The sequence below is a fragment of the Mesorhizobium sp. M7A.F.Ca.CA.001.04.2.1 genome, assembly GCF_003998485.1.
GTDB lineage: Bacteria > Pseudomonadota > Alphaproteobacteria > Rhizobiales > Rhizobiaceae > Mesorhizobium > Mesorhizobium ciceri.
Window position 1 is genome coordinate 1 of sequence record NZ_RZQT01000111.1, and the last position, 19,272, is coordinate 19,272.

Sequence of the window (19,272 nt, forward strand, 5' to 3'; positions counted from 1 at the left end):
GTCACCGTCGGCGAGCAGATCGAGGCGCTGGAACGCATCGCCGGGCCGAAGGCGGTAAGCCTGATCCGCGAGGTTCCGGATGACACGATCTGGGCGATCGTCAAGGGCTGGCCGACGCGCTTCGAGGCAAAGCGGTCACGGGAGCTCGGCTTCAGCGCCGAAAAGAGTTTTGACGAGATCATCCGCGCTCACATCGAGGATGAGCTGGGCGGCAAGATCGCGGGTTAAACTCCGAGCCTCTTGGCGCCGGGCATCATCCGCCGCTCGCCAGGCTTGCCGACAGCAGCAGCAGTCCGAACAGGAACACGAAGGCGGCGCCGCCGATCTCGACGATCGAGTGGATGCGGTTGCCCATGCGGCCGTCGCCGGCGAAATAGACCGCCCAGTTCTTGGCGGTCACCGCCAGCGTCGCCAGTGCCGAAACGGTGATGGCGGTGCCCAGCGACATTGCCAGCACCGACAGCAGGCCGCCGAGCCAGAGGCCGTTGAGCAGGGCGAAGCTGAGCACGATCAGCGCGCCGGAGCAGGGGCGGATGCCGACCGCCGCCACCGCTGTCCAGGCCGTGCGCCAGTCGAAGCGGTCGCCTGACAGCAGCGCCGGATCGGGTGCGTGCGAATGGCCGCAGGTGTCGCAGACTTCGCCGGCCGCGTGATCGTGATGAGCATGATCGTGTTCGGCATGATCGTGATGATCGTGCGAAGGGCCGTGCACATGGTCATGCGCGTGTAGCGCGTGCGAATGGGCATGCGCCGAATGGCTGTGAGCTGCATGGGAATGGCCGGCATGCGAATGCGCGCCGTGCGAATGACCCCCGTGAGAATGACCGGCGTGAGAATGGCCGGCATGAGAATGGCCGGCATGAGCCGCCGACAGGCTGTAGGCCGGGCCCTTGCCGAACAGACGCAGGACGGCGGGGCCGAGCTTGCGCCACAGCAGCCAGGCGCCGAACAGGGTGACGAAGACAAAGCTCATGATCTCCATGAACCAGGCTGCGTCCGTCATCGAGACGGAGGTGCCGCGCAGGACGAAATAGGCGACCCCCATCACCGCGACCGCGGTCAAGCCCTGCAGCAGCGCCGAGACGAAGGACAAGAGGATGCCGCGCCGCAACGCCACTTCATTGGCCACCATGTAGGACGAGATCACCGCCTTGCCGTGACCGGGGCCGGCGGCATGGAAAATGCCGTAGGCGAAGGACAGGCCGACGAGTATCCAGATCTTGCTGCCGTCCTGGCGCATCGCCTTCATCGCCGTTGCCAGCGCGCGGTAGAATTCCTGCTGCCTGAGATTGATCCACATCAGGATATGGGCGAACGGGCCGGTGGTGGGCGCCATGCCGTCATTGACGCCGATGCCGAGCGAACTCTGGGCATGAGCCGCGTCGGCGAAATGCATCATGGCGACTGTGAGGGCCAACAGGCCGAATGCCAAACGCAGGGACGGTTTCGTCACCGGCTTCATCCTTCTGGCTGACAGGTCAGTTCGAGCTTGGTGGCGAAGATCTTGCTCATATCGGTGCCGGTCGGGTCATTGAAAAAGGCATCGGTGAGGGTCTTCTGGTTTTCCTTGATGGCCTCGTCGGGGTCGGGACGGACCACCTTGCTGGTGCAGTTCGAGGGCAGGCCTTCGACCGTGATGTTGGAGTCCTCGGTGAAGTCGATCGCCGTGTAGAATGTCGGATCGTAGACGCCGATATCGATTTTGCCGTTGAGCTTGATCGGCAGCTTCGGTTCGGACTCGAACAGGATGATCAGCTGGTCGTTGTCGAAATTGGCCATCAGATGCGGCGGCGGCGTCATCGCCACGTCCTTGCCGTCGACGGTGACGAGCTGGAAGTAATTGAACTCCGCCAACGAGGCATGAACGGTGTCGGCGACTTCCTTCAGCTCCTTGTCGTCGAGCTTCAGGTCGGAGTTCTTGTCGAATTCCATCATCACCGTCGAGGAAAACAGATCGTCGAAGCGCCAGAGATGACGCAGAGCCTTCACGCTTTGGTGATCCGGGGAGAGGATCACATCGAGGCGAGCCTCGGCGAAGACGTGTGGATGCACGTAAGCGGGTCCAGTGGCGGCAAAGCTAGCCGCCAAGGCCGAAGCCAGCATGATTGCGTGCCGTTTCAGGTGCATTCTCGGTCGCGATTCCCTAGGCCTCGGAAGAGTTGCCGAGAGTTACCAGAAAGGGGGCGAAATTGGGACCGCTGCTCGGCTGAAGTGGGTCAGGCAACTTCACGCGTCCTGAACCACTGCACCAGGAAGTCGACGAAAACGCGGACCTTGGCCGGCAGATAGCGGCGGTGCGGGTAGACGGCGAAGATGCCGCCGCCCGACAGGATACGGTCATCTATCACCGACACCAGCCGGCCGCTCGCGAGGTCGGGCGCGGCAATGAAATCCGGCAGGACGGTGAATCCCAGCCCGGACACGGCCGCGGCTCTCGCCGTCATCGGGCTGTTGACCTCGATCGGACCCGACACCGAAACGCTGACCGGATCGCCATTGTCGCCCTTGAACGGCCAGTTGTTCAGTCCGCGGCCATTGGTGTCGACGATGCAAGGCATGCGGCTGAGATCCTGCGGCCGTGTCGGCGTGCCGTGCTTGGCGATCAGTTCGGGGGAGGCGCAGAGCTTTATCGAAAACGGCGCCAGACGCCTGGCGATCAGCGACGAGTTCTCCAGCCGCGAGATGCGCACCGCAAGGTCGAAGCCTTCCTCGACCAGATCGACGAAGCGGTCGTCGAGCTGGATGTCGAGCACGATGTCGGGATGCTGCTTGGCGAAGTCGATCAGCGACTGGCCGATCGGCGCGTCGGCGAAGGTGCGCGGCGCCGACAGCTTGATCCGGCCGCGCACGTCGCCGGAGGATTCGCGCACCGCGTCGGCCAGGCTGTCGACCTCGCGCACGATCTCCGAGGCGCGCCGGTAATAGGTGTGGCCGGCCTCGGTCATCGAGAACTGGCGCGTGGTGCGGTTGAGCAGCAAAGCGCCGAGTTCGTCCTCCAACTCGCGCACATATTTCGACAGCAAGGCCTTGGAGCGGCCGATCTTGCGCGCCGCCGCCGAAAAGCCCTCGGCCTCGACCACGTCGATGAAGGCACGCATGCGCGTCAGTGTGTCCATGGTCAGGCCTTTCGTGCCGCGTCGAGAAGTTTCCGGCCGAGCCGTATCAGGGCAATGTCGCTGCCGGAAGGGCCAAGCAGCGACAGGCCGAACGGGGCGCCGGCGACCGAGCCGATGGGCAGTGTGATCTGTGGAAAACCGGACAGGCCGGCCAGGCACAGAAGCTGGAGCGCCCGTTCGCGATAGGCCTGGAACTGCTCCGGCGTGCTGTCCACGTAAGGCGCCGGACCAGGCACCGTCGGCAAGACAAGGAAGCCGTCCTTGCCGAGCAGGGCGCTCAGTTCGCCGCGAAAGGTCAGACGCCGCACCTTCTCGGCCTGGGCTGTCTTGTCGTCGACGGCGCGGCCGAAGCCGAAACGCTCCTCGACGCCGGGGCCGAGGCCGCGCTCGCCGCTGGTGATCCATTCGCCATGCACCGCCCAGGCCTCCCTGGCCTGCAGCCGGCGAAAGCACCAGTAAAGTTCATCGGGAGATGAGGAGAAGCGGATTGCCGGCGTCGCCGGCGCGCCGAAAACCGCGCCCGCACGCCCCTTCATTCCGGCATATTCGGCCAGCGCCGGGCGGGCGACCAGCCCGTCCAGCCAATCCAGCGCCAGCGGCCGGTCCAACACGTGCTGGTGCGGATCGCGGCCGAGCAGCAGCTTGCCGACGGTCTCGTAGGTCTCGATGTCGTCGGCGAACCAGCCGAACGTGTCGAGGCTCGGCGCCAGCTTCATCGTGCCGTCGAGCGAAATGCGGCCATGCGTGGTGCGCAGCCCGATCAGTCCGCAAAAGCTCGCCGGCGCGCGGATCGAGCCGCCGGTGTCGGAACCAGTGGCGATATCGGCCAGCCTGCCCGCCACCGCCGCCGCCGACCCCGATGAGGAGCCGCCGGTGACGCGGTCGGGTGCCGCCGGGTTCACCGGAAACGAGAAATGCGCATTCTGACCGAACAGCGCGAAGGCGAGCTCGTCGGTCTGCGTCTTGCCGACGAAGCGTGCGCCGGCATCGAGGATCATCTGCACGGCGGGTGCGGTGCGCGAGGCTGCGTGGCTTTCGGCGAATTTTTGCAAATTGCCGCAACCGGTGCGGTAGCCGGCGACGTCGTATATGTCCTTGACGGCCAGCCGCAGGCCGGCCAGCGGGCCGAGCTGGGCATGTGCCACGGGCATCTGGCGAAGATCGAGAAAGGCGTTGAGAGGGCCGTGCGTGCCTGTCATCGTTCGATATCCGGATACGGTTGCCGCAACATTGTTCGACGCCAGAAATTTTACAACCTGCGATACGATTTTTATTGATTGTGAAAGTCTTCGCCCTTATATCGCGCTTGCCCAAAGTCGCACGTGCCTGTGGGTGTCCGCCGATCCTCGAATGGTGAGGGAAATCGGTAAGGTAACTGGAGCCAACCCCTCCAGTCGGTCTAGCGGCCAACCGCCAGCCCGAGGACACCTTGAAGCAACGACGGTGCGGGCCTTTCTGGTGTTCTGCCGGTTGTCCAAAAACCGGGGTTACTGAAGAGGCACACCTTCATTGCCGGCAGTGCGGACGGGTCTCCCATCCAAGCCAAGGCAGACAAAGCGAACCGAGGCCGGGCAAGGCCAAGGTTCACCGCCGCGAGACGGCGCTTCATGGTTCCGGGGTCTCCACCGGCTGGTTCCATGGATTTCCGTCCCGCCTTTGTCCACCGCGAGTTCGCGAGGCCGACAGCCCGCGTCCCGCAGCCTTATTGCGCGCCGAAAGGCGCTGATGGAGAGACCCCGATGGCCACCCAGCGCATCCTTGACTTCCTCGCCACCCGACGTCCGACCGGCCCCTGCCTCGTCGTCGACCTCGATGTCGTGCGCGACAATTTCCGCGCCTTCGAGAAGGCGCTGCCCGATTCCAGGATCTACTATGCGGTGAAAGCAAACCCGGCGCCGGAAATCCTGCGCCTGCTTGCTGCGATGGGCTCGTCCTTCGACACCGCTTCCGTTGCCGAAGTCGAGATGGCGATGGACGCTGGTGCACCGGCGGACCGCATCTCCTTCGGCAACACCATCAAGAAGGAGCGTGACATCGCACGCGCCTACCAGCTCGGCATCCGCCTGTTCGCCGTCGATTGCGTCGAAGAGGTCGAGAAGATCGCCCGCGTCGCGCCCGGTGCGCGCGTGTTCTGCCGCGTGCTGACCGATGGCGAGGGCGCCGAGTGGCCGCTGTCGCGCAAGTTCGGCTGCGTGCCGGCGATGGCCGTCGACGTGCTGCGCCATGCCAAGGGGCTCGGCCTCGACGCCTATGGCGTGTCGTTCCATGTCGGCTCGCAGCAGACCGACCTGACCGCCTGGGACCGCGCGCTGGCCGACGCCAAGGTGGTGTTCGCGACGCTCGCCGAGGAAGGCATCGTCTTGAAGATGGTCAATATGGGCGGTGGTTTCCCGACGCGCTATCTGCGTGACGTGCCGGCCGCCCAGGCCTATGGCCAGGCGATCTTCTCGGCGCTGCGCAAGCATTTCGGCAATGCCATTCCGGAGACCATCATCGAGCCGGGCCGTGGCATGGTCGGCAATGCCGGCGTCATCAAGTCGGAAGTCGTGCTGATCTCGAAGAAGGCCGCCAACGACAATGTGCGCTGGGTGTTCCTCGACATCGGCAAGTTCGGCGGCCTGGCCGAGACGATGGACGAGGCGATCCGCTACCCGATCGTCACCGCGCATGACGGCACGGAGACCGCACCTTGCGTGCTCGCCGGCCCGACCTGCGATTCGGCCGACGTGATGTACGAGAAGACGCCCTATCTGCTGCCTTTGTCGCTGACCATCGGCGACGAGGTGCTGATCGAAGGCACCGGCGCCTACACGACCACCTACTCGGCGGTCGCCTTCAACGGCTTCGAGCCTCTCCGATCCTACGTGATCTGACGGCGCTTGCTCAGCGCATTTTCGAACGGCGAACCGGACACAACTTCGCCTGAAAATGCGCTGAGAGAGCCGATCAGATCATCCCAGGTGGGCGACTTTCGTCCACCCGGGCTCGCCTGTGGAACAGATCTCCGCTCGCCAGGGATTACGGAAATGGAAATGCCAGTTGAAATTGGGGGCCACGCACCGGCCTTTGTGATGGTTGCCGAAACCGCCGCCGATGTTGCGGCGCGCGAGGCGTTGCTCGATCGGGCGATGGGGCCGAAGCGCAGGAAAAAGTCGTCGGAGAAGCTGCGGCGTGGCCGGCGGCCCTCGGAAGGCTTGGCCTTCGTCGCCCGCGATGGCTCGGGCGGCGTCGCCGGCACCGTGCGGCTGTGGGACGTCAGGCTGGGCGAGGGCGGTGCGGCTGCGCTGCTGCTTGGCCCGCTTGCCGTCGATCCGTCGCTCAAGAACGCCGGCATCGGCTCGGCCCTGATGCGCCATGCCATCGCCGAGGCGGCACGTCTTGGCCATGCCGCGATCCTTCTGGTCGGCGATGCGCCCTATTACGCGCGCTTCGGCTTCTCGGCCGAGAAGACCGGTTCACTTGCCATGCCGGGACCCTATGAGCGGCACCGCCTGCTGGCGCTGGAACTGGTGGAAGGCGCGCTTGACGGCGTGCACGGCACGCTGAGGGCGGCCGGCCGCAAGCTGAAGGCGCAGGAATTGACATCGGCGGCCTGAGATACGAAGCCGCCAGCATTTCATGCAAAAACGCCGCCCGAAAAGGCGGCGTTTTTTCGCGATTGGTGGGCGCCACCTTGGGCGCCTGAATGCCTTCAGCCGATCAGTTGGCTGAGCGCCATGGCAACGGTCATGTCGCCTTCGACCTTTATCTTGCCGGTCATGAACGCCATTGTCGGGTTCAGGTCGCCAGCGATCAGCGAATCGAGATCGTCGAGCGAGAGCTTGATGGTGCAGTCGGTGGGTGCATCAGTGTTCGAGACGGTTGCGCCGTCGATGACGATGACGCCGTCGCTGCCGGTGTCGAATTTCACGGAACGATCGAACCCGCTGCTGGCTACGCGCGACTTGATCTTCTCGGCAATCTCCTGAACGCTCACGCTGTTCTCCTTGTCTGGTTGCATCTGTCTCGCAACGGCGCTTCGATCCAGCCGAAGCCCGTGCCGCGGTTTCGCGATCACGGTCGCTGCCGCATATAGCTTTGGGTTGACGTTTACGTCAACGCGAATTCAGGCGGTTGGTTCCTGCCGTGGCGGCAGGCGAGCCTGGAGGAGGCCGGGAATGCGAGCCCGGCAACTCAGTGTTCCTTGAACGCCTTGGTCATTTCGCTCGCCGTCTCGCTTTTCTTGCGGCGCAGCCAGTTGTCGCGGATTTCGTCCTTCGACAGGAAATTGACCTGGTCGATCAGAACCTCATGCACCAAAGGCGCCCCGACACGCGTGTTGACGGTATCGCGGATGGCGGCGCGGAAGGCATCGAGATCGATCGTCGCCTTGTTGGTGAAGTCGATCTGCGGATTGGAATAGAGGTAGGAATAGACCTGGTCGGTGATCAGCGCTTCGGCGGGAATGGACAGTTTCTTGATCTGCTCGGGTTCGACCGTGTAGACAAGCTTGGTCAGGAAATAGCCGCCGATCTCGGAGTCGCGGATCAGCGGCACCGAAATGATGTCGGTCTTGACGTAGTCGAGGCCGCCCAGCATCGGCTTCGGCGTTTCGCCGACACCGCGCTCGCCGGCCGCCTGGAAAGAATAGAACACGGCGCCCAGCGTTGCGGCGCAGATCCAGACGGCGATGGCGATGACCTTGATCATCGAGCCTTGTCAGTCCCTTGGTCAGTCCCTTGCAATGGCAACGCGGCACGGCGCCGTTGCCGAGGCAGGATCTCCGACGTGTCGCCTGTGTTCGCCATCACGCCTTTATCCAGCCGAACTCGCCGGCGGAATAGGTGCCGTCGGTCTCGGCGCGCTGGATGGCGTGCCGCAGCAGGCTGGCGACTTCGTTGACCGCGCTGAGATGCGCCAGGATCGCCGCTTCGTTCTTCGCCAGCTTCTGGCGCAGCCGGGTCAGGCCCTCGCGGTGCTGCTCGAGGAATTCGGCTTCGCTGCCGCCCTTCATGGCGCGGGTCAACTCGTAGAGGTAGCGGCTCTTGCGGGCGTTCGATGCCTTGAGATCATAGTTGGTGGCGTTGCGGATGCCTGCCGTCTCTTCCTCGACCACTTCCTCGATGCGGCCGATGATGGCGGCGAGGTTGCCGGGCCGCGCGAACGGGATCGGCGCTTCCGACGTGGTCGTGCGTGCTGGCAGGTTGGGCGTGGATTCCGAAAAGTCGGCCATGGCGTTTCCCAGTTTAGATCTTGATATTTGTTTTTATGGTCGTCTCGTCACCGGTCATCGATCCCGCAGCCTTGCGCTGCAATTGATGGACCAGCGAGGTCGACAGGCTGTTTTGCTGGTCGACCTCGGTCTTTTCCGGCCCGCCCGAAACCGGACCGACGGGCACGACGCGCTTGCCTTCGAGATAGTGGTCGGCGAGCATCGACTTGGCGATGCCGATGCCGCCGCGTTCGGCCATCACGTCGGCCACCCGCTCTGCAAGCTGCGATTTCCACATGTCGCCGGCCAGGCCCTTGCCGTAGACGCCCTCGGTGTCCTTGGGCAGCATGTTCTGGATGAAGGTCTGCAGCACCATCGCCTCGAACTTCTTGAATTTCTTGGCCGGGTCGGTTGCGGCGGCGGCCTTGTCGGCTGTGGCGCGCGACAGGATCGAGCCGGCATCGACGGAAGCGGCTGTGTCGAGTGAAAACGTGCCCGCAGCGCCGCCGGCCCGCTTTGCCAGCGCGGCGCGGGCGGTCTCGATATCCGCCGGGTCGACGGCTCGGGCCACATCCATAACGATGTCGCTGGGTGGAGAAATCGCCAAGAAAGTCCGCCTTTTACCGGTTTTCCCTGACCAGACCATGCCTCAACAAGCTTGTGGCAGGCTTGCGGGAAGGAGAGGGAGCGGAGTGCGGGGATCGGATCGAAGCTGCCGGCCGAGGGTGGGATTTCCGCCTCAGCCTCACTCCTTGACCGCCCCCGTCATCGAGGAGACGTAGTGCTCGACGAAGAATGAATAGAGCACCACCACCGGCAGGGAGCCGATCAGCGCGCCTGCCATCAGGGCTCCCCATTCATAGACGTCCGAACGTACGAGTTCGGTAAGCACGCCGACCGGCACGGTTTTGTTTTCGGACGACTGGATAAAGGTCAAGGCGTAGATGAATTCGTTCCATGACAGGGTGAAGGCGAAGATGCCGGCGGAGATCAGGCCGGGCACCGACAGCGGCAGAACTATCTTGGTCAGGATTTGCCAGCGGCTCGCTCCGTCGATCAGCGCGCATTCTTCCAGTTCGAAGGGTATCGAGCGGAAGTAGCCCATCAAGAGCCACGTGCAGAATGGAATGAGGAACGTCGGATAGGTGAGGATCAGTGCGAACGGCGTATCGTAAAGGCCGAGGTTGAACACCATTACCGACAGTGGAATGAACAGAATCGAGGGCGGCACGAGATAGGCCAGGAAGATCGCCAAGCCGACCTGCCGCGCCCCGGAAAACCGCAAGCGCTCGATCGCATAGGCAGCGAACACCGCCGCCAGCAGCGACAGGAAAGTTGAGGCGGTCGAGATGATGATCGTGTTGAGGAGCCAACCCGGATAGGACGTCTCGAAGAGCAGATACCGAATATGCTCGAGCGTCGGATGGACGACCCAGAACGGGTTGAAATTGGCATAATCCGTCATCTCGAGATTGGGTTTCACCGCCGTGATCGTCATCCAGTAGAACGGGAACAGCAGTACGATGACGAAGATCAGGAGCGGCAGATAAACGGTCACCACGCGCCGGGGCAGGCTCTGGAGATAGCCCATGCCGCCTTCATCCGTGTTCGGGCGGTTGCTCGTTTCTATCGCGGCCATGTCAGTCTCCACCGCCCTGCTGCCATTTACGACGTTGCAGCCCGAAATAGCTGAAAAGGATCGCCGCAAGCAGGAACGGGATCATCGCCACCGCGATCGCGGCTCCCTCGCCAAGCTGGCCGCCGGAAATGCCGCGCTGGAACGAGAGCGTCGCCATCAGATGGGTGGCATTCACCGGCCCGCCGCGAGTCAGCACATAGATCAGCTGGAAATCGGTGAAGGTGAACAGGACCGAAAAGGTCATGGTGATGGCGATGATCGGCGTCAGCAGCGGCAGCGTCACATAGCGGAACAACTGCCAACGGCTGGCGCCGTCGAGCGTCGCGGCCTCGTAAAGCGATTGGGGAATCGTCTGCAGGCCGGCCAGCAGCGTGATGGCCACGAAAGGAATGCCGCGCCAGACATTGGCGGCGATCACCGAGGCGCGCGCGTTCTCCGGATCGCCAAGGAAATTGATGCGGTGGTCGATCAGTCCCATCTGCTGCAGCGCCCAGGAGAGGATGGAGAACTGCGAATCGTAGATCCACCAGAAGGCGATGGCCGAGAGCACCGTCGGCACCACCCACGGCAGCAGGACAATCGCGCGGAAGAACGATTTGAAGGGAAGGTTCTGGTTGAGGAGGAGCGCCAGCCAGAGGCCGAGCGCGAATTTCAGGATCGAAGCGCTGATCGTGTAGAGCAAGGTGTTGAAGACGGAGAGCCAGAAGACGGCGTCGCTCCACAGATATTCATAGTTTTCGATGCCGATGAAGATGCCGGGGCGGCCGATGCGGGCATCGGTGAAGCCGAGCCAGACACCGAGCCCCAGCGGATAGGTCAGGAAGACAAGCAGCAGTGCAGCCGCCGGAAGCATGAAGCCGAAGCCAAGTGCGTTCCGGCTTTCGCTCCAGCGCGATAGAATCCGTGAGAAGATCGAAGATCGCGGCTGGATAGCAGCTGACGGCACGGCCATGGGTCGGCTCCTGCTGAGGTCTCATTGATCGGCCGGATCGGCCACGATGCAATCCGAAGCCAGCCGGGCAGCCGCGCTGCCCGGCTGAACCGGCTCAAACGCGATAATAGCGATTTGCCCGCTTCTCGGCCTCTTCCATTGCCTCTTGCGGCGTCGCCTGGCCGGTCACCGCTTTGGCGAACATATCGACCAGCACGTAGTCGGCCATGGTTGCCGCCGAAGCATAGCCGAGCGGCCCGGCATAGCCGTTAGGCCGCAGAGTAGCCGAAGCCTTGGCGTAAGCGGCGTTGTTGGGATCGGCAGTCCATACCGGGTTGTTGTCGAATGCCTTCAGGGTCTGGCAGCAATATCCGGCCGAGGAGGTGATCCAGTCCTTCATTTGCGGTTCCTCGAACATGAACTGCAAATACGCCTTGGCCGCGTTGGGGTAGGGCGTGTAATTGAAGATGACAGCCGTGGTCACCTGGAACAATTCGACGGATTTGCCGACAGGACCGATGGGCAGGTTGGTGGTGCGTATGTCCTTGGCGATTTCAGCCAGCTTCGGATCATTGTCCTTATTGATTTTGGCGGTGTTGTAGGCCGAGATGCCGTTGGCGATGACAGCCAGTTCGCCGGCCAGGAAGGCGCGGTTGTTGTTGACGTCGAGCCAGCTTTCCGTGCCTGGAATGAAGGTCTTGTAGAGTTCCTGCGCGTATTCGATGGCCTTGAGGGTCTCGGGGCTGTTGATCGTTACCTTGCCGCTCTCGTCGACCATCTGGCCGCCATGGCTCCACAGCAGCCAATGAGCATAGTTGTTGCCGTCGCCGACGCCATGGCCATGCGTGAAGCCGGCCGGATGGCCCTTCGCCTGCAAGGCCTTGCAAAGTTCCAGGAAGCCTTTCGTGTCTTTGGGAAACTCCGAAAAGCCGGCCTCTTTCACCCAGCTTTCCCGATAGACGATGGCATTTCCGATCGTGGCCAGTGGCAGGCCGATGAATTTGCCTTCCCGGGTCGCATATTGCTTTGGTCCATCATGCCAGCCGCCGTATTTCGAGCCGAGATACTCGCCCAGTTCGCTCACGTCGTGCAGCTTGTCGGGATATTGGTGCGGGTCATCGAACCAGACGAACATCAGGTCGGGGCCGGAGCCGACATTTGCCGCGACCGCCGCCTTGGGGCGAATGTCCTCCCAACTTTCCTTGTCGACGCGGACAGCGACACCGGTCGCTTCGGTGAAGCGCTTGGTGTTGGCCAGCCATTGGTCCTCGTCGCCCTGGACGAAGGGCGACCAGCGCAGCAGCCTAAGCTTGGCGCCATCCTCGGGTTTGTATTTCGGTCCGTCCTGGGCAAGGGCCGGAGAGCTGATGAACCGACTTCCCAAGGCACCCGCCGCCGCGCCGGCGGTGGTGCGGATCACGTCACGTCTGGTGAACTTCATGCTCGTTTCCTCCTGCTTGTTGTCCTTGCCTGTGGTCCTACTGATCGGCACGTGTTTGGAACCTCTGTCCGGTTTCTCCGTGAAAGAGATGGATGAGGCCGGGCTCGGCCGTAAGCCGGATGGTTTCGCCCGGCGTGAAGGAATGTCGTTCCCGGAAATTCGCGACGATCTCTTCGCCGCCGGCTGTCCGGCCGATGAGCTGCACTTCGGACCCGGTTGGTTCAACCACCGCGACGGTGACCGGAATGCCCCGGTCGTCGGACAGCCGCAAATGCTCGGGCCTTATTCCCAGCACCACAGGCTCGCCATTGGGGATGGAAAGTGCCGAGGCCAACGGGACTGAAATCCCCCCGGCGCCGCGGAACGAGGGTGAGCCGTCAATAGCGATCTCGCCCCTCAGCAAATTCATGGCCGGCGAGCCGATGAAGCTGGCGACAAAAAGATTGTTCGGCCGGTCATAGAGTTCCAGCGGCGGCCCTATCTGCTCGACGATGCCGTCATGCATGACCACGATCTTGTCAGCCATGGTCATGGCCTCGATCTGGTCGTGCGTGACGTAGACTGTCGTGGTCTTGAGGCGCTGGTGCAGTTCCTTGATCTCGGCGCGCATCTGCACCCTGAGTTTGGCGTCGAGATTGGACAGCGGTTCGTCGAAGAGAAAGACCGCCGGATCACGCACGATCGCGCGGCCCATGGCGACGCGCTGGCGCTGGCCGCCGGAAAGCTGCCGAGGATAGCGCGCCAGCAACGGCACCAGCCCAAGGATTTCGGCCGCGCGGCGCACGCCTGCATCGCTCTCCGGCTTGGAAACTCCTTTGAGCATCAGCGAGAACGCCATGTTCTTGGCAACGGTCATGTGTGGGTAGAGCGCATAGTTCTGGAAGACCATGGCGACGTCGCGCTCCTTGGGCGCAACGTTGTTGACGACCCGTTCGCCAATCGCGATCTGGCCGCGTGAAATCTTTTCCAGGCCGGCGATCATTCTGAGAAGGGTTGATTTTCCGCAGCCCGATGGTCCGACCAGAGTGACGAACTCGCCGTCCTCGATGTTCACGCTGACCCCGTGCAGGATCTCGACAGCGCCGAATGATTTGTAGACTTCGCCAATTGCGACAGACGCCATCGATCCTCCCAACAAATTCCTGCGACGTCGTCGAAGGAACAACGCTTCCGCTAGCGACAGCCCTGGCTCCTCCCAGGCTCACGCTAGGCCGAAACGGTAGCGCTACCAAACCGGGCTGTAAAGCGTTTAGGGGAAAGCCGAACCTTGGGAGGGTCCGCTTCGCGCCACACAATCCTCCCAGCTGCTCCTGCGTCCGCTTCTGCGCGATCAAGTCCGGCACCTGCGGTCGCAGCGTTCGCATTCATCACAGTTGCGCACGTCCTTGTAGGCTCGCTCGACCGGCGGCGATAAGGCTGGCTTCCTGCCTGGCGCTCGCGAGGTTCGCTTCCTGGCGTACGACCGCCTGGGCGATGCGACAAGCGGATTGAATAGCCCCTTTTCGTAAGGGGCAGTCATTCCGGAACGATCCTTCCCGCTTGATTAGAATTCCACGTTGAGTTTTGCATTGAAGCCGTTCTGCTGGACGCCGGAGCCGAACTGACCCTGGTAGGCGACGCTGAGGGTTGCGGCATCGGTCAGGTTGAGATCGAGCCCCGCTTCGATGGCGGCACTGTCCTTGGCGATCGGTACGCCAGCGATCGTGAAGGCATCACCGGCAGAGAAGGCATGTGTGCTGGTCGGTATGACGTCGCCATAGGCATGGCGCCAGCCCAGCATGCCGCGCGCCGTGGCATTGATGGCGCCGAGCGTGAAGCCGGCGGAGGCTCTGAGACCAAGCGTGGTGAAGGTGGCGTCGGTGGTCTGGCTTGCACTGGTCAATGCCGCCGCACCGCCCTTTTCCGTGAAGCCGTCCGTATGCAGGTTGACATAAGCGAGGTTGGCAAAAGGCTCGAAGGCCGCGACTGGCGTATCGATGCGATAGCCGAGTTCCCCGAACGCCTGGAAGGTGCCAGCGTTGTAGTCGCCGCTCAGGCTGTCGGCAAAGCCGGGCATGGCCACCGAGCGCGATGTCTTCATGTCATGCCACGTATAGGCAAGCCCGGAGCGGAAGGCGAGAGCGCCCCGCTGCGTGCCACCATAAAGGCCGAGATGATAATTGTCGCTCGAGCCTGACGAGGATCGGCCGTCGGCATCGAAGCTCGTGTGGCTGTAGCCAGTCATGATGCCAAGCCGCACATCCTCCGCGACAAGGCCGTCGACGCCGGTAAGAAAGCCGCCGGTGGAGGTATCGAGGCCTGCGGCATTGCCGTCGCCGTCGAAGGTGCCCCATGACCCGAAAGCCGTGCCCCAGGCGGCAAAGCGATCGGTGGTGGCAGGCGCCAGCATCGGACCGCCTTCGCCATAGGCCAGCACCGGGATTGCCGGGATCCCTACCCCCTCGAAGGCCGCGCGCAGGCGATCATTGATGGCATCGCGGACAAAATGGCTGTCCTCGATCAGCGTGGATTTGGCGGACGCATGGATCTCGCCAGATAACGCATCGAAGGCTTCGCGTGCGGTTTCGTCGTCCGGAAGGCCGGCGATTGCATCGTAGATCGGGTTGCCCGGCCCGGCGCTTTCGGCGCCATTGGCGGTGGCACACTGGTTGCGGGTGCCGGCCACGTCGCAGAACGACACGTCATTGCGGGCAACGTCGAGATAGATATTACTGGCGTCATAGGCGAGTGCCAGGTCGACAAACGGGGCGTTCTGGTCGAACGCATCATAGGTGCCGGTCACGCCCTGATCCGCGCTCAGGATCGTGTAGCGGGTTCCGGCACTGTAGCCGCCCGGCGCCTTGAGCGCGAAGACGGTGCCACCCTGGATGGTGGCTTTGCCCGTCACGTCGATCAGGTCGGAATTGCCGGCCGGATTGATCTCGACTTCGTAGGTCGAGCCTATCTCCTGCGTGTAATCGCCTGACACATTCAGCGTGCCGATCGAATTGCCCGGCGTAATCGTGCCGCCAGAAGCGATCGTGGTCGTACCCACCGTTCCCGAACCGCCGAGCGTGCCGCCGGCTGCAACCGCAATGGCGCCAGCAATGCTTGCCCCGGAATGGCTGCCGTCGCCGACAACGAGCTTGCCGCCGCCGATGGTGGTCAGACCGGTATAGGTACTGACGCCGTTCAGCGTCAGCGTGCCGGCGCCGGTCTTGACGAGGCTCCCTCCGATGCCAGTGCTGCCATCCTGGATGACGCCGCCGATCGTGTCGTTCTTATCCAATCCGCCAAGCGTCAGCGACTTCGAGCCGAGAAAGACGAGACCATCGCCCGAAAGCGAGCCAATCGCGATACCGTCCGACGTCATTTCGGAGATGTCGACCTTTCCCCCGGTATCGTTGATGATCGTGGCGCCATCCGCGGTGTTGGCGCCATGGAAGCCAACGAAGCCGCCCTTGTTGGTGATGGCGGCGCTGCCGGCAGACGCGGTGTCGTAGAAGTCGAGCGTTCCTTGGATTGTAACGCCAATCGTGGCATTGGCGGCGCTCGAATTGCCGTTGAAGGACGTCCTGCTACCATTGCCGGTGATCGAAGCCGCACCGGCCGATGTTTCGTCGTTGAAGTTGATGCGGCTTTGGGTAGTGACGATCGTCGCCGTTCCCGCCGACGCACTGCCATCGAAGCGCATCGTTGCGTTTGTTTCCATGACGATGTCGAGGCTCTCGGCGCTTGCATCATTGATGAAGCGGAGGTCACCGGCCTTGACATTCACCGGTCCGCTGCCCAGCGCGCCTGTCGTCGCCGCGGTGATGAATCCTGCCGAAACCGTCGTCCCACCGGCGTAGCTGTTGGCGCTCGAAAGCACCAGCCCGCCGGCCCCGGTCTTGGTGAGCGCGCCGGTCCCGGAGATGACGCCGTTCGCCGTCAGGTCGGCATCGGTCTGGAACGTCCCACCGCCGGCATCCAGGGTGACGTTGCGCGCCGTCGCGAACGCCGCCGTGTTCCGCAGCGTGCCGCCATCGAATGTCAGGGCACCGCTTGCAGCGCCGAGATTGGCATCGGAAGAAACGGAAATAATCCCGCCTAGAAGCCGCGTGCCGCCCTGATAGCTGTTGCTGCCTTCCAGGACGAGCGTGCCGCCTTCCGTCTTGCTGAACCCGCCCGCGCCGGTAATCGTCGTCGCGATGGTGGCTGCCGTGCCGGCCAGCACGCGGATCTCGGCATTGCCATCGGCGCTGTCGGAACCATCTATCGCGAGCGTGCCGGAACCTTCCAGGCGGTAGCCGCTGTCGACGAATTGCAGGCCCTTGAAGCTTTGCGCTCCTTCGACGGCGATCGTGCCGCCGTCGAAGCCGCCCGGTTCGTTCTTGAACACCGCATGGTTTCCTGCCCAGGAGACGAGAGTATCGCCGCCCTGGTTCAGCCATTTTTCGTTCGTGGTGTTCCAGGTCCCGTCGCCGCCTTGCCAGTGCTGCAGCGTGTCGTCGCCGGCCGCTCCGATGAAGAGGTCGACATTGCCGCCGCCCGCCTGGATCTCATAGCCGGCCGGATCGGAGAGCGGCGGCTTCGTGCCGATCTCCAGGCCGTTGTCGGTAAGGCTGCCGCCATAGGTCATCAGCCGGTAATAGCCGAGGCCCGCCGTGCCATCGGCCACGTCGCCGCTCTGCGCAAGATTGAGCGTACCGTCGAGCGTCAGATTGCCACTCACCCCGATGCGGTCGCTTATCCCCGGAGAGCCGGTTGAACCGCCTGGATTGCCGAATTCGTAATCGAGAATCGACCCTGAAGAGAGGCCCAGATTTCCGGCAACCGTCAGCGTACCCACCGAATTGCCTGGCGCGATATGCCCGCCATCGGCAACCGTCGTCGTGCCCACCGTGCCCGAGCCACCGAGCGTGGCGCCGTCCTCGACATTGATCGTGCCACCGAGGAAGCCGGCACTGGCATGGTTCCCGACAAGAAGCGTGCCGCCTGCAACAGTGGTGGCACCGGTGAAGCTGGAACTGTCCGCGGCCAAAACGGTCGTGCCGCTTTCATGGAGGATGGTCCCCAAGCCGGTCAGGGAAGGGGTGAAAATCAGATCGGACCCATCGGGATTTCCCAGATGATTGAACACAACCGTGCCTGTGCCAGCGCCAAAAGCTATCGATGCCGCATCAACCGTGCCGGCGGCCTTCGCCACTTCCCCACTTGCCGCACCGATGTTGAGCGTTCCGAATGATCCTGGCTGGGCCGCCAACCCAACGATAGCAGGACCCCCGGCAAGCGAAACCTGTCCGCCCTCTGACAGAGTCAGCGTGCCCTTGCCCAAGACGCCAACGGCAATGATGGAGTCGCCTGTCCAAACCGACCCGGGGCCCGTAATATTCACAATTCCGGTGGCTTGAGCATCCCAACCAACAATGGCGTTGTTGCCGCTGGAAACCTGCCCGCCATTTTCAATGCTGAGCGATCCATTGCCAAAGAGACCAACTGCGATGGCATCAACGAGTGTCCAACCCGAATCATTTCCGGAAATCACCGCGGAGCCAGTGCTGCCCGCGCCATACGCCACAACTCCCGAATCGTTGAAAACCTGACCGCCATTCTCGACGATCAAGCTCCCTTTCCCTTTGGAATCCCCATTGGAATCCCCGACCCTAAGGACGTCGGCAGTCCAGGTGGCCGACCCTGAAACTCTTGCGGTTGCCCACTCGTCCGGATCAGTTCCGTCAGTAGCAATGATCCCGGTAAAAGAGGTGAGCTGTGTGTCGATGTCGAGCGTGCCCCCCATGACGCCCAGGTTGCCCGCGAGGTCGGAAGCGTCGCCTGACAGCGTCAGCGTACCGGCGCCGGCCTTGCCGAAATGGCCGGGGCCGGTAATGGTCCCGGCATAGGTACCGTCGCTCGCCTGGTCGAAGACGACGGCGCCGGTGTTCACGCCTGAGAAGGTGAGATTGCCGCCGAAGCTGTTGGTGTCGCCGACCAAGGTGCCTTGATCGACGGTCCAGTCCTGCGCACCCGTGCCGGTCAGGGTCACGGTATTCGTCCCGGCCTTGTTAAAGCTCGTGAAGCCGACGAACTCGTCACTCGCGCCTACCGTGGCCGTATTCACGAGCTTCGAGACATCGAAGGCCGGTGTGGAAGGCAGCGTGTCATAGTCCCCGAGCATCAATGAGCCGGTCGCGCCACTCTCCACCACGACATTGCCGGTGATAATCGAGCCGTTTCGCAGGGAAAGCGTGTTGACGCCGCCGGTGAAGGTGATGGCGTTAGCCCGGCCAAAGAAAGAATCTCCCCCAGTAATCTCCCCAACGTTAAGCACTGCCAAATTGGCCCCAACGATGCCGGTACCACCGTTTCCATTGCTGGGCGTCAGGGGAATATAGCCGGGGGCGCCGCCACTGCCGGTTCCGCCAGCAGGGCCGTTAGAGCCGCCGGCATGGTCACCGTTGCCCTCGCCGCCAATGATCACTCCGCTGTTAAAAACCGTCCCACCATTTCTGAGGTCGATCGCTGCACCGGCGGATGCAGAAACCCCGGCGCGGCCACCGGTAATGCGACCGTCGTTGACGATGCTGCCAGATCTCCCATCACAATGGCTGTTCCGCCGGTGGCTAAAGCCCCGCCCGTGCCACCGAGGACATCGCCATGGTTGGTCAAGTCGCCGCCGGCGTTCAAAACAATGCCCGCACCACCACCACCGCCGAAATTGGCGCCAGGATTGCCACCGTTTCCGCCAGCAACGGTGGCCGAGCTTTCAACAGTGATGGCGCCGTTGTTCAGAAGCACCATGCCGGCGCCCCCGCCGCCGCCGCCGCCGCCGGCAAACGGGCCATTGCCATTGCCATCGCCGCCATCGCCGCCATGAACATCAGCCGTCACGAAAATTGCCGGGTTCACCTCTTCATTACGCACGCCATCGCCACCAGCGCCGCCGCCGCCATAGCCTCCGTCTAAAAAGCCGCCGCCATAGCTTCCATCGCCACC

General features: G+C 63.0%; 15 protein-coding genes and 2 pseudogenes. 3 read left to right on the plus strand and 14 right to left on the minus strand.

Translation table 11 applies throughout. The annotated features are described in order from the left end of the window. Positions 1-228: pseudogene (locus EN955_RS26340) on the plus strand (NAD-dependent epimerase); the annotation flags it as partial. A 25-nt stretch (positions 229-253) separates the two neighbouring features. Here EN955_RS26340 and EN955_RS26345 read toward each other — a convergent pair. From EN955_RS26345 to EN955_RS26360, 4 genes are all read right to left on the minus strand, one after another. Beyond that, a complete protein-coding gene (locus EN955_RS26345; RefSeq protein ID WP_024502715.1) occupies positions 254-1,462 on the minus strand; it encodes a nickel/cobalt transporter in 1,209 nt (402 codons plus the stop codon). After that, positions 1,459-2,127 (minus strand): DUF1007 family protein, encoded by a 669-nt coding sequence (locus EN955_RS26350; protein ID WP_013529751.1) that lies wholly within the window; start codon positions 2,125-2,127, stop codon positions 1,459-1,461. Before EN955_RS26350 ends, EN955_RS26345 begins: the two co-directional genes overlap by 4 nt. 89 nt (positions 2,128-2,216) lie before the next feature. After that, a complete protein-coding gene (locus EN955_RS26355; RefSeq protein WP_024502714.1) occupies positions 2,217-3,116 on the minus strand; it encodes a LysR family transcriptional regulator in 900 nt (299 codons plus the stop codon). A 2-nt stretch (positions 3,117-3,118) separates the two neighbouring features. Beyond that, positions 3,119-4,315 carry an amidase gene (locus EN955_RS26360; protein WP_024502713.1) on the minus strand — a complete coding sequence of 399 codons (1,197 nt, stop codon included), beginning with the start codon at positions 4,313-4,315 and terminating at the stop codon, positions 3,119-3,121. A 540-nt stretch (positions 4,316-4,855) separates the two neighbouring features. Here EN955_RS26360 and odc2 point away from each other — a divergent pair. Beyond that, positions 4,856-5,989: an ornithine/lysine decarboxylase gene (gene odc2, locus EN955_RS26365; protein ID WP_024502712.1), complete on the plus strand. Its 1,134-nt coding sequence runs from the start codon at positions 4,856-4,858 to the stop codon at positions 5,987-5,989. Positions 5,990-6,142: 153 nt separating this feature from the next. After that, positions 6,143-6,712, plus strand: coding sequence for an N-acetyltransferase (locus tag EN955_RS26370; RefSeq protein WP_024502711.1), 570 nt, complete (start codon positions 6,143-6,145; stop codon positions 6,710-6,712). A 95-nt stretch (positions 6,713-6,807) separates the two neighbouring features. Here the strand turns inward: EN955_RS26370 and EN955_RS26375 are convergent, their stop codons facing one another. The 10 genes and pseudogenes from EN955_RS26375 to EN955_RS34895 all read right to left on the minus strand — a co-directional run. Further along, on the minus strand, positions 6,808-7,092 hold the full coding sequence (locus EN955_RS26375; protein ID WP_013529756.1) for an SCP2 sterol-binding domain-containing protein: 285 nt from the start codon (positions 7,090-7,092) through the stop codon (positions 6,808-6,810). Positions 7,093-7,289: 197 nt separating this feature from the next. Beyond that, a complete protein-coding gene (locus EN955_RS26380) occupies positions 7,290-7,805 on the minus strand; it encodes a hypothetical protein (RefSeq protein WP_013529757.1) in 516 nt (171 codons plus the stop codon). Between the two features lie 97 nt (positions 7,806-7,902). Next, positions 7,903-8,328, minus strand: coding sequence for a hypothetical protein (locus EN955_RS26385; RefSeq protein WP_013529758.1), 426 nt, complete (start codon positions 8,326-8,328; stop codon positions 7,903-7,905). Between the two features lie 13 nt (positions 8,329-8,341). Continuing rightward, on the minus strand, positions 8,342-8,884 hold the full coding sequence (locus EN955_RS26390; RefSeq protein WP_013529759.1) for a rod-binding protein: 543 nt from the start codon (positions 8,882-8,884) through the stop codon (positions 8,342-8,344). Positions 8,885-9,052: 168 nt separating this feature from the next. Further along, complete coding sequence (locus tag EN955_RS26395; protein WP_024502709.1) at positions 9,053-9,946, minus strand: carbohydrate ABC transporter permease; 894 nt, start codon at positions 9,944-9,946, stop codon at positions 9,053-9,055. Between the two features lies 1 nt (position 9,947). Next, a complete protein-coding gene (locus EN955_RS26400) occupies positions 9,948-10,898 on the minus strand; it encodes a sugar ABC transporter permease (protein ID WP_013529761.1) in 951 nt (316 codons plus the stop codon). A gap of 94 nt (positions 10,899-10,992) precedes the next feature. Further along, positions 10,993-12,318: an ABC transporter substrate-binding protein gene (locus EN955_RS26405; RefSeq protein ID WP_013529762.1), complete on the minus strand. Its 1,326-nt coding sequence runs from the start codon at positions 12,316-12,318 to the stop codon at positions 10,993-10,995. Positions 12,319-12,355: 37 nt separating this feature from the next. Further along, complete coding sequence (ugpC, locus tag EN955_RS26410) at positions 12,356-13,441, minus strand: sn-glycerol-3-phosphate ABC transporter ATP-binding protein UgpC (RefSeq protein WP_024502708.1); 1,086 nt, start codon at positions 13,439-13,441, stop codon at positions 12,356-12,358. 420 nt (positions 13,442-13,861) lie between these two features. Further along, positions 13,862-18,607: an autotransporter domain-containing protein gene (locus tag EN955_RS26415; RefSeq protein ID WP_245265321.1), complete on the minus strand. Its 4,746-nt coding sequence runs from the start codon at positions 18,605-18,607 to the stop codon at positions 13,862-13,864. Between the two features lie 146 nt (positions 18,608-18,753). Then, a pseudogene (locus EN955_RS34895) lies at positions 18,754-19,272 on the minus strand (hypothetical protein); the annotation flags it as partial.

Excerpts from the sequence above, each read along its gene's own strand:
- EN955_RS26350 (WP_013529751.1), bottom strand. The coding sequence starts at position 2,127 with ATGCACCTGAAACGGCACGCAATCATGCTGGCTTCGGCCTTGGCGGCT.
- ugpC (WP_024502708.1), bottom strand. The coding sequence starts at position 13,441 with ATGGCGTCTGTCGCAATTGGCGAAGTCTACAAATCATTCGGCGCTGTC.
- EN955_RS26380 (WP_013529757.1), bottom strand. The coding sequence starts at position 7,805 with ATGATCAAGGTCATCGCCATCGCCGTCTGGATCTGCGCCGCAACGCTG.
- EN955_RS26395 (WP_024502709.1), bottom strand. The coding sequence starts at position 9,946 with ATGGCCGCGATAGAAACGAGCAACCGCCCGAACACGGATGAAGGCGGC.
- EN955_RS26400 (WP_013529761.1), bottom strand. The coding sequence starts at position 10,898 with ATGGCCGTGCCGTCAGCTGCTATCCAGCCGCGATCTTCGATCTTCTCA.
- EN955_RS26355 (WP_024502714.1), bottom strand. The coding sequence starts at position 3,116 with ATGGACACACTGACGCGCATGCGTGCCTTCATCGACGTGGTCGAGGCC.
- EN955_RS26385 (WP_013529758.1), bottom strand. The coding sequence starts at position 8,328 with ATGGCCGACTTTTCGGAATCCACGCCCAACCTGCCAGCACGCACGACC.
- EN955_RS26360 (WP_024502713.1), bottom strand. The coding sequence starts at position 4,315 with ATGACAGGCACGCACGGCCCTCTCAACGCCTTTCTCGATCTTCGCCAG.
- EN955_RS26345 (WP_024502715.1), bottom strand. The coding sequence starts at position 1,462 with ATGAAGCCGGTGACGAAACCGTCCCTGCGTTTGGCATTCGGCCTGTTG.
- EN955_RS26390 (WP_013529759.1), bottom strand. The coding sequence starts at position 8,884 with ATGGATGTGGCCCGAGCCGTCGACCCGGCGGATATCGAGACCGCCCGC.
- EN955_RS26370 (WP_024502711.1), top strand. The coding sequence starts at position 6,143 with ATGGAAATGCCAGTTGAAATTGGGGGCCACGCACCGGCCTTTGTGATG.
- EN955_RS26405 (WP_013529762.1), bottom strand. The coding sequence starts at position 12,318 with ATGAAGTTCACCAGACGTGACGTGATCCGCACCACCGCCGGCGCGGCG.
- odc2 (WP_024502712.1), top strand. The coding sequence starts at position 4,856 with ATGGCCACCCAGCGCATCCTTGACTTCCTCGCCACCCGACGTCCGACC.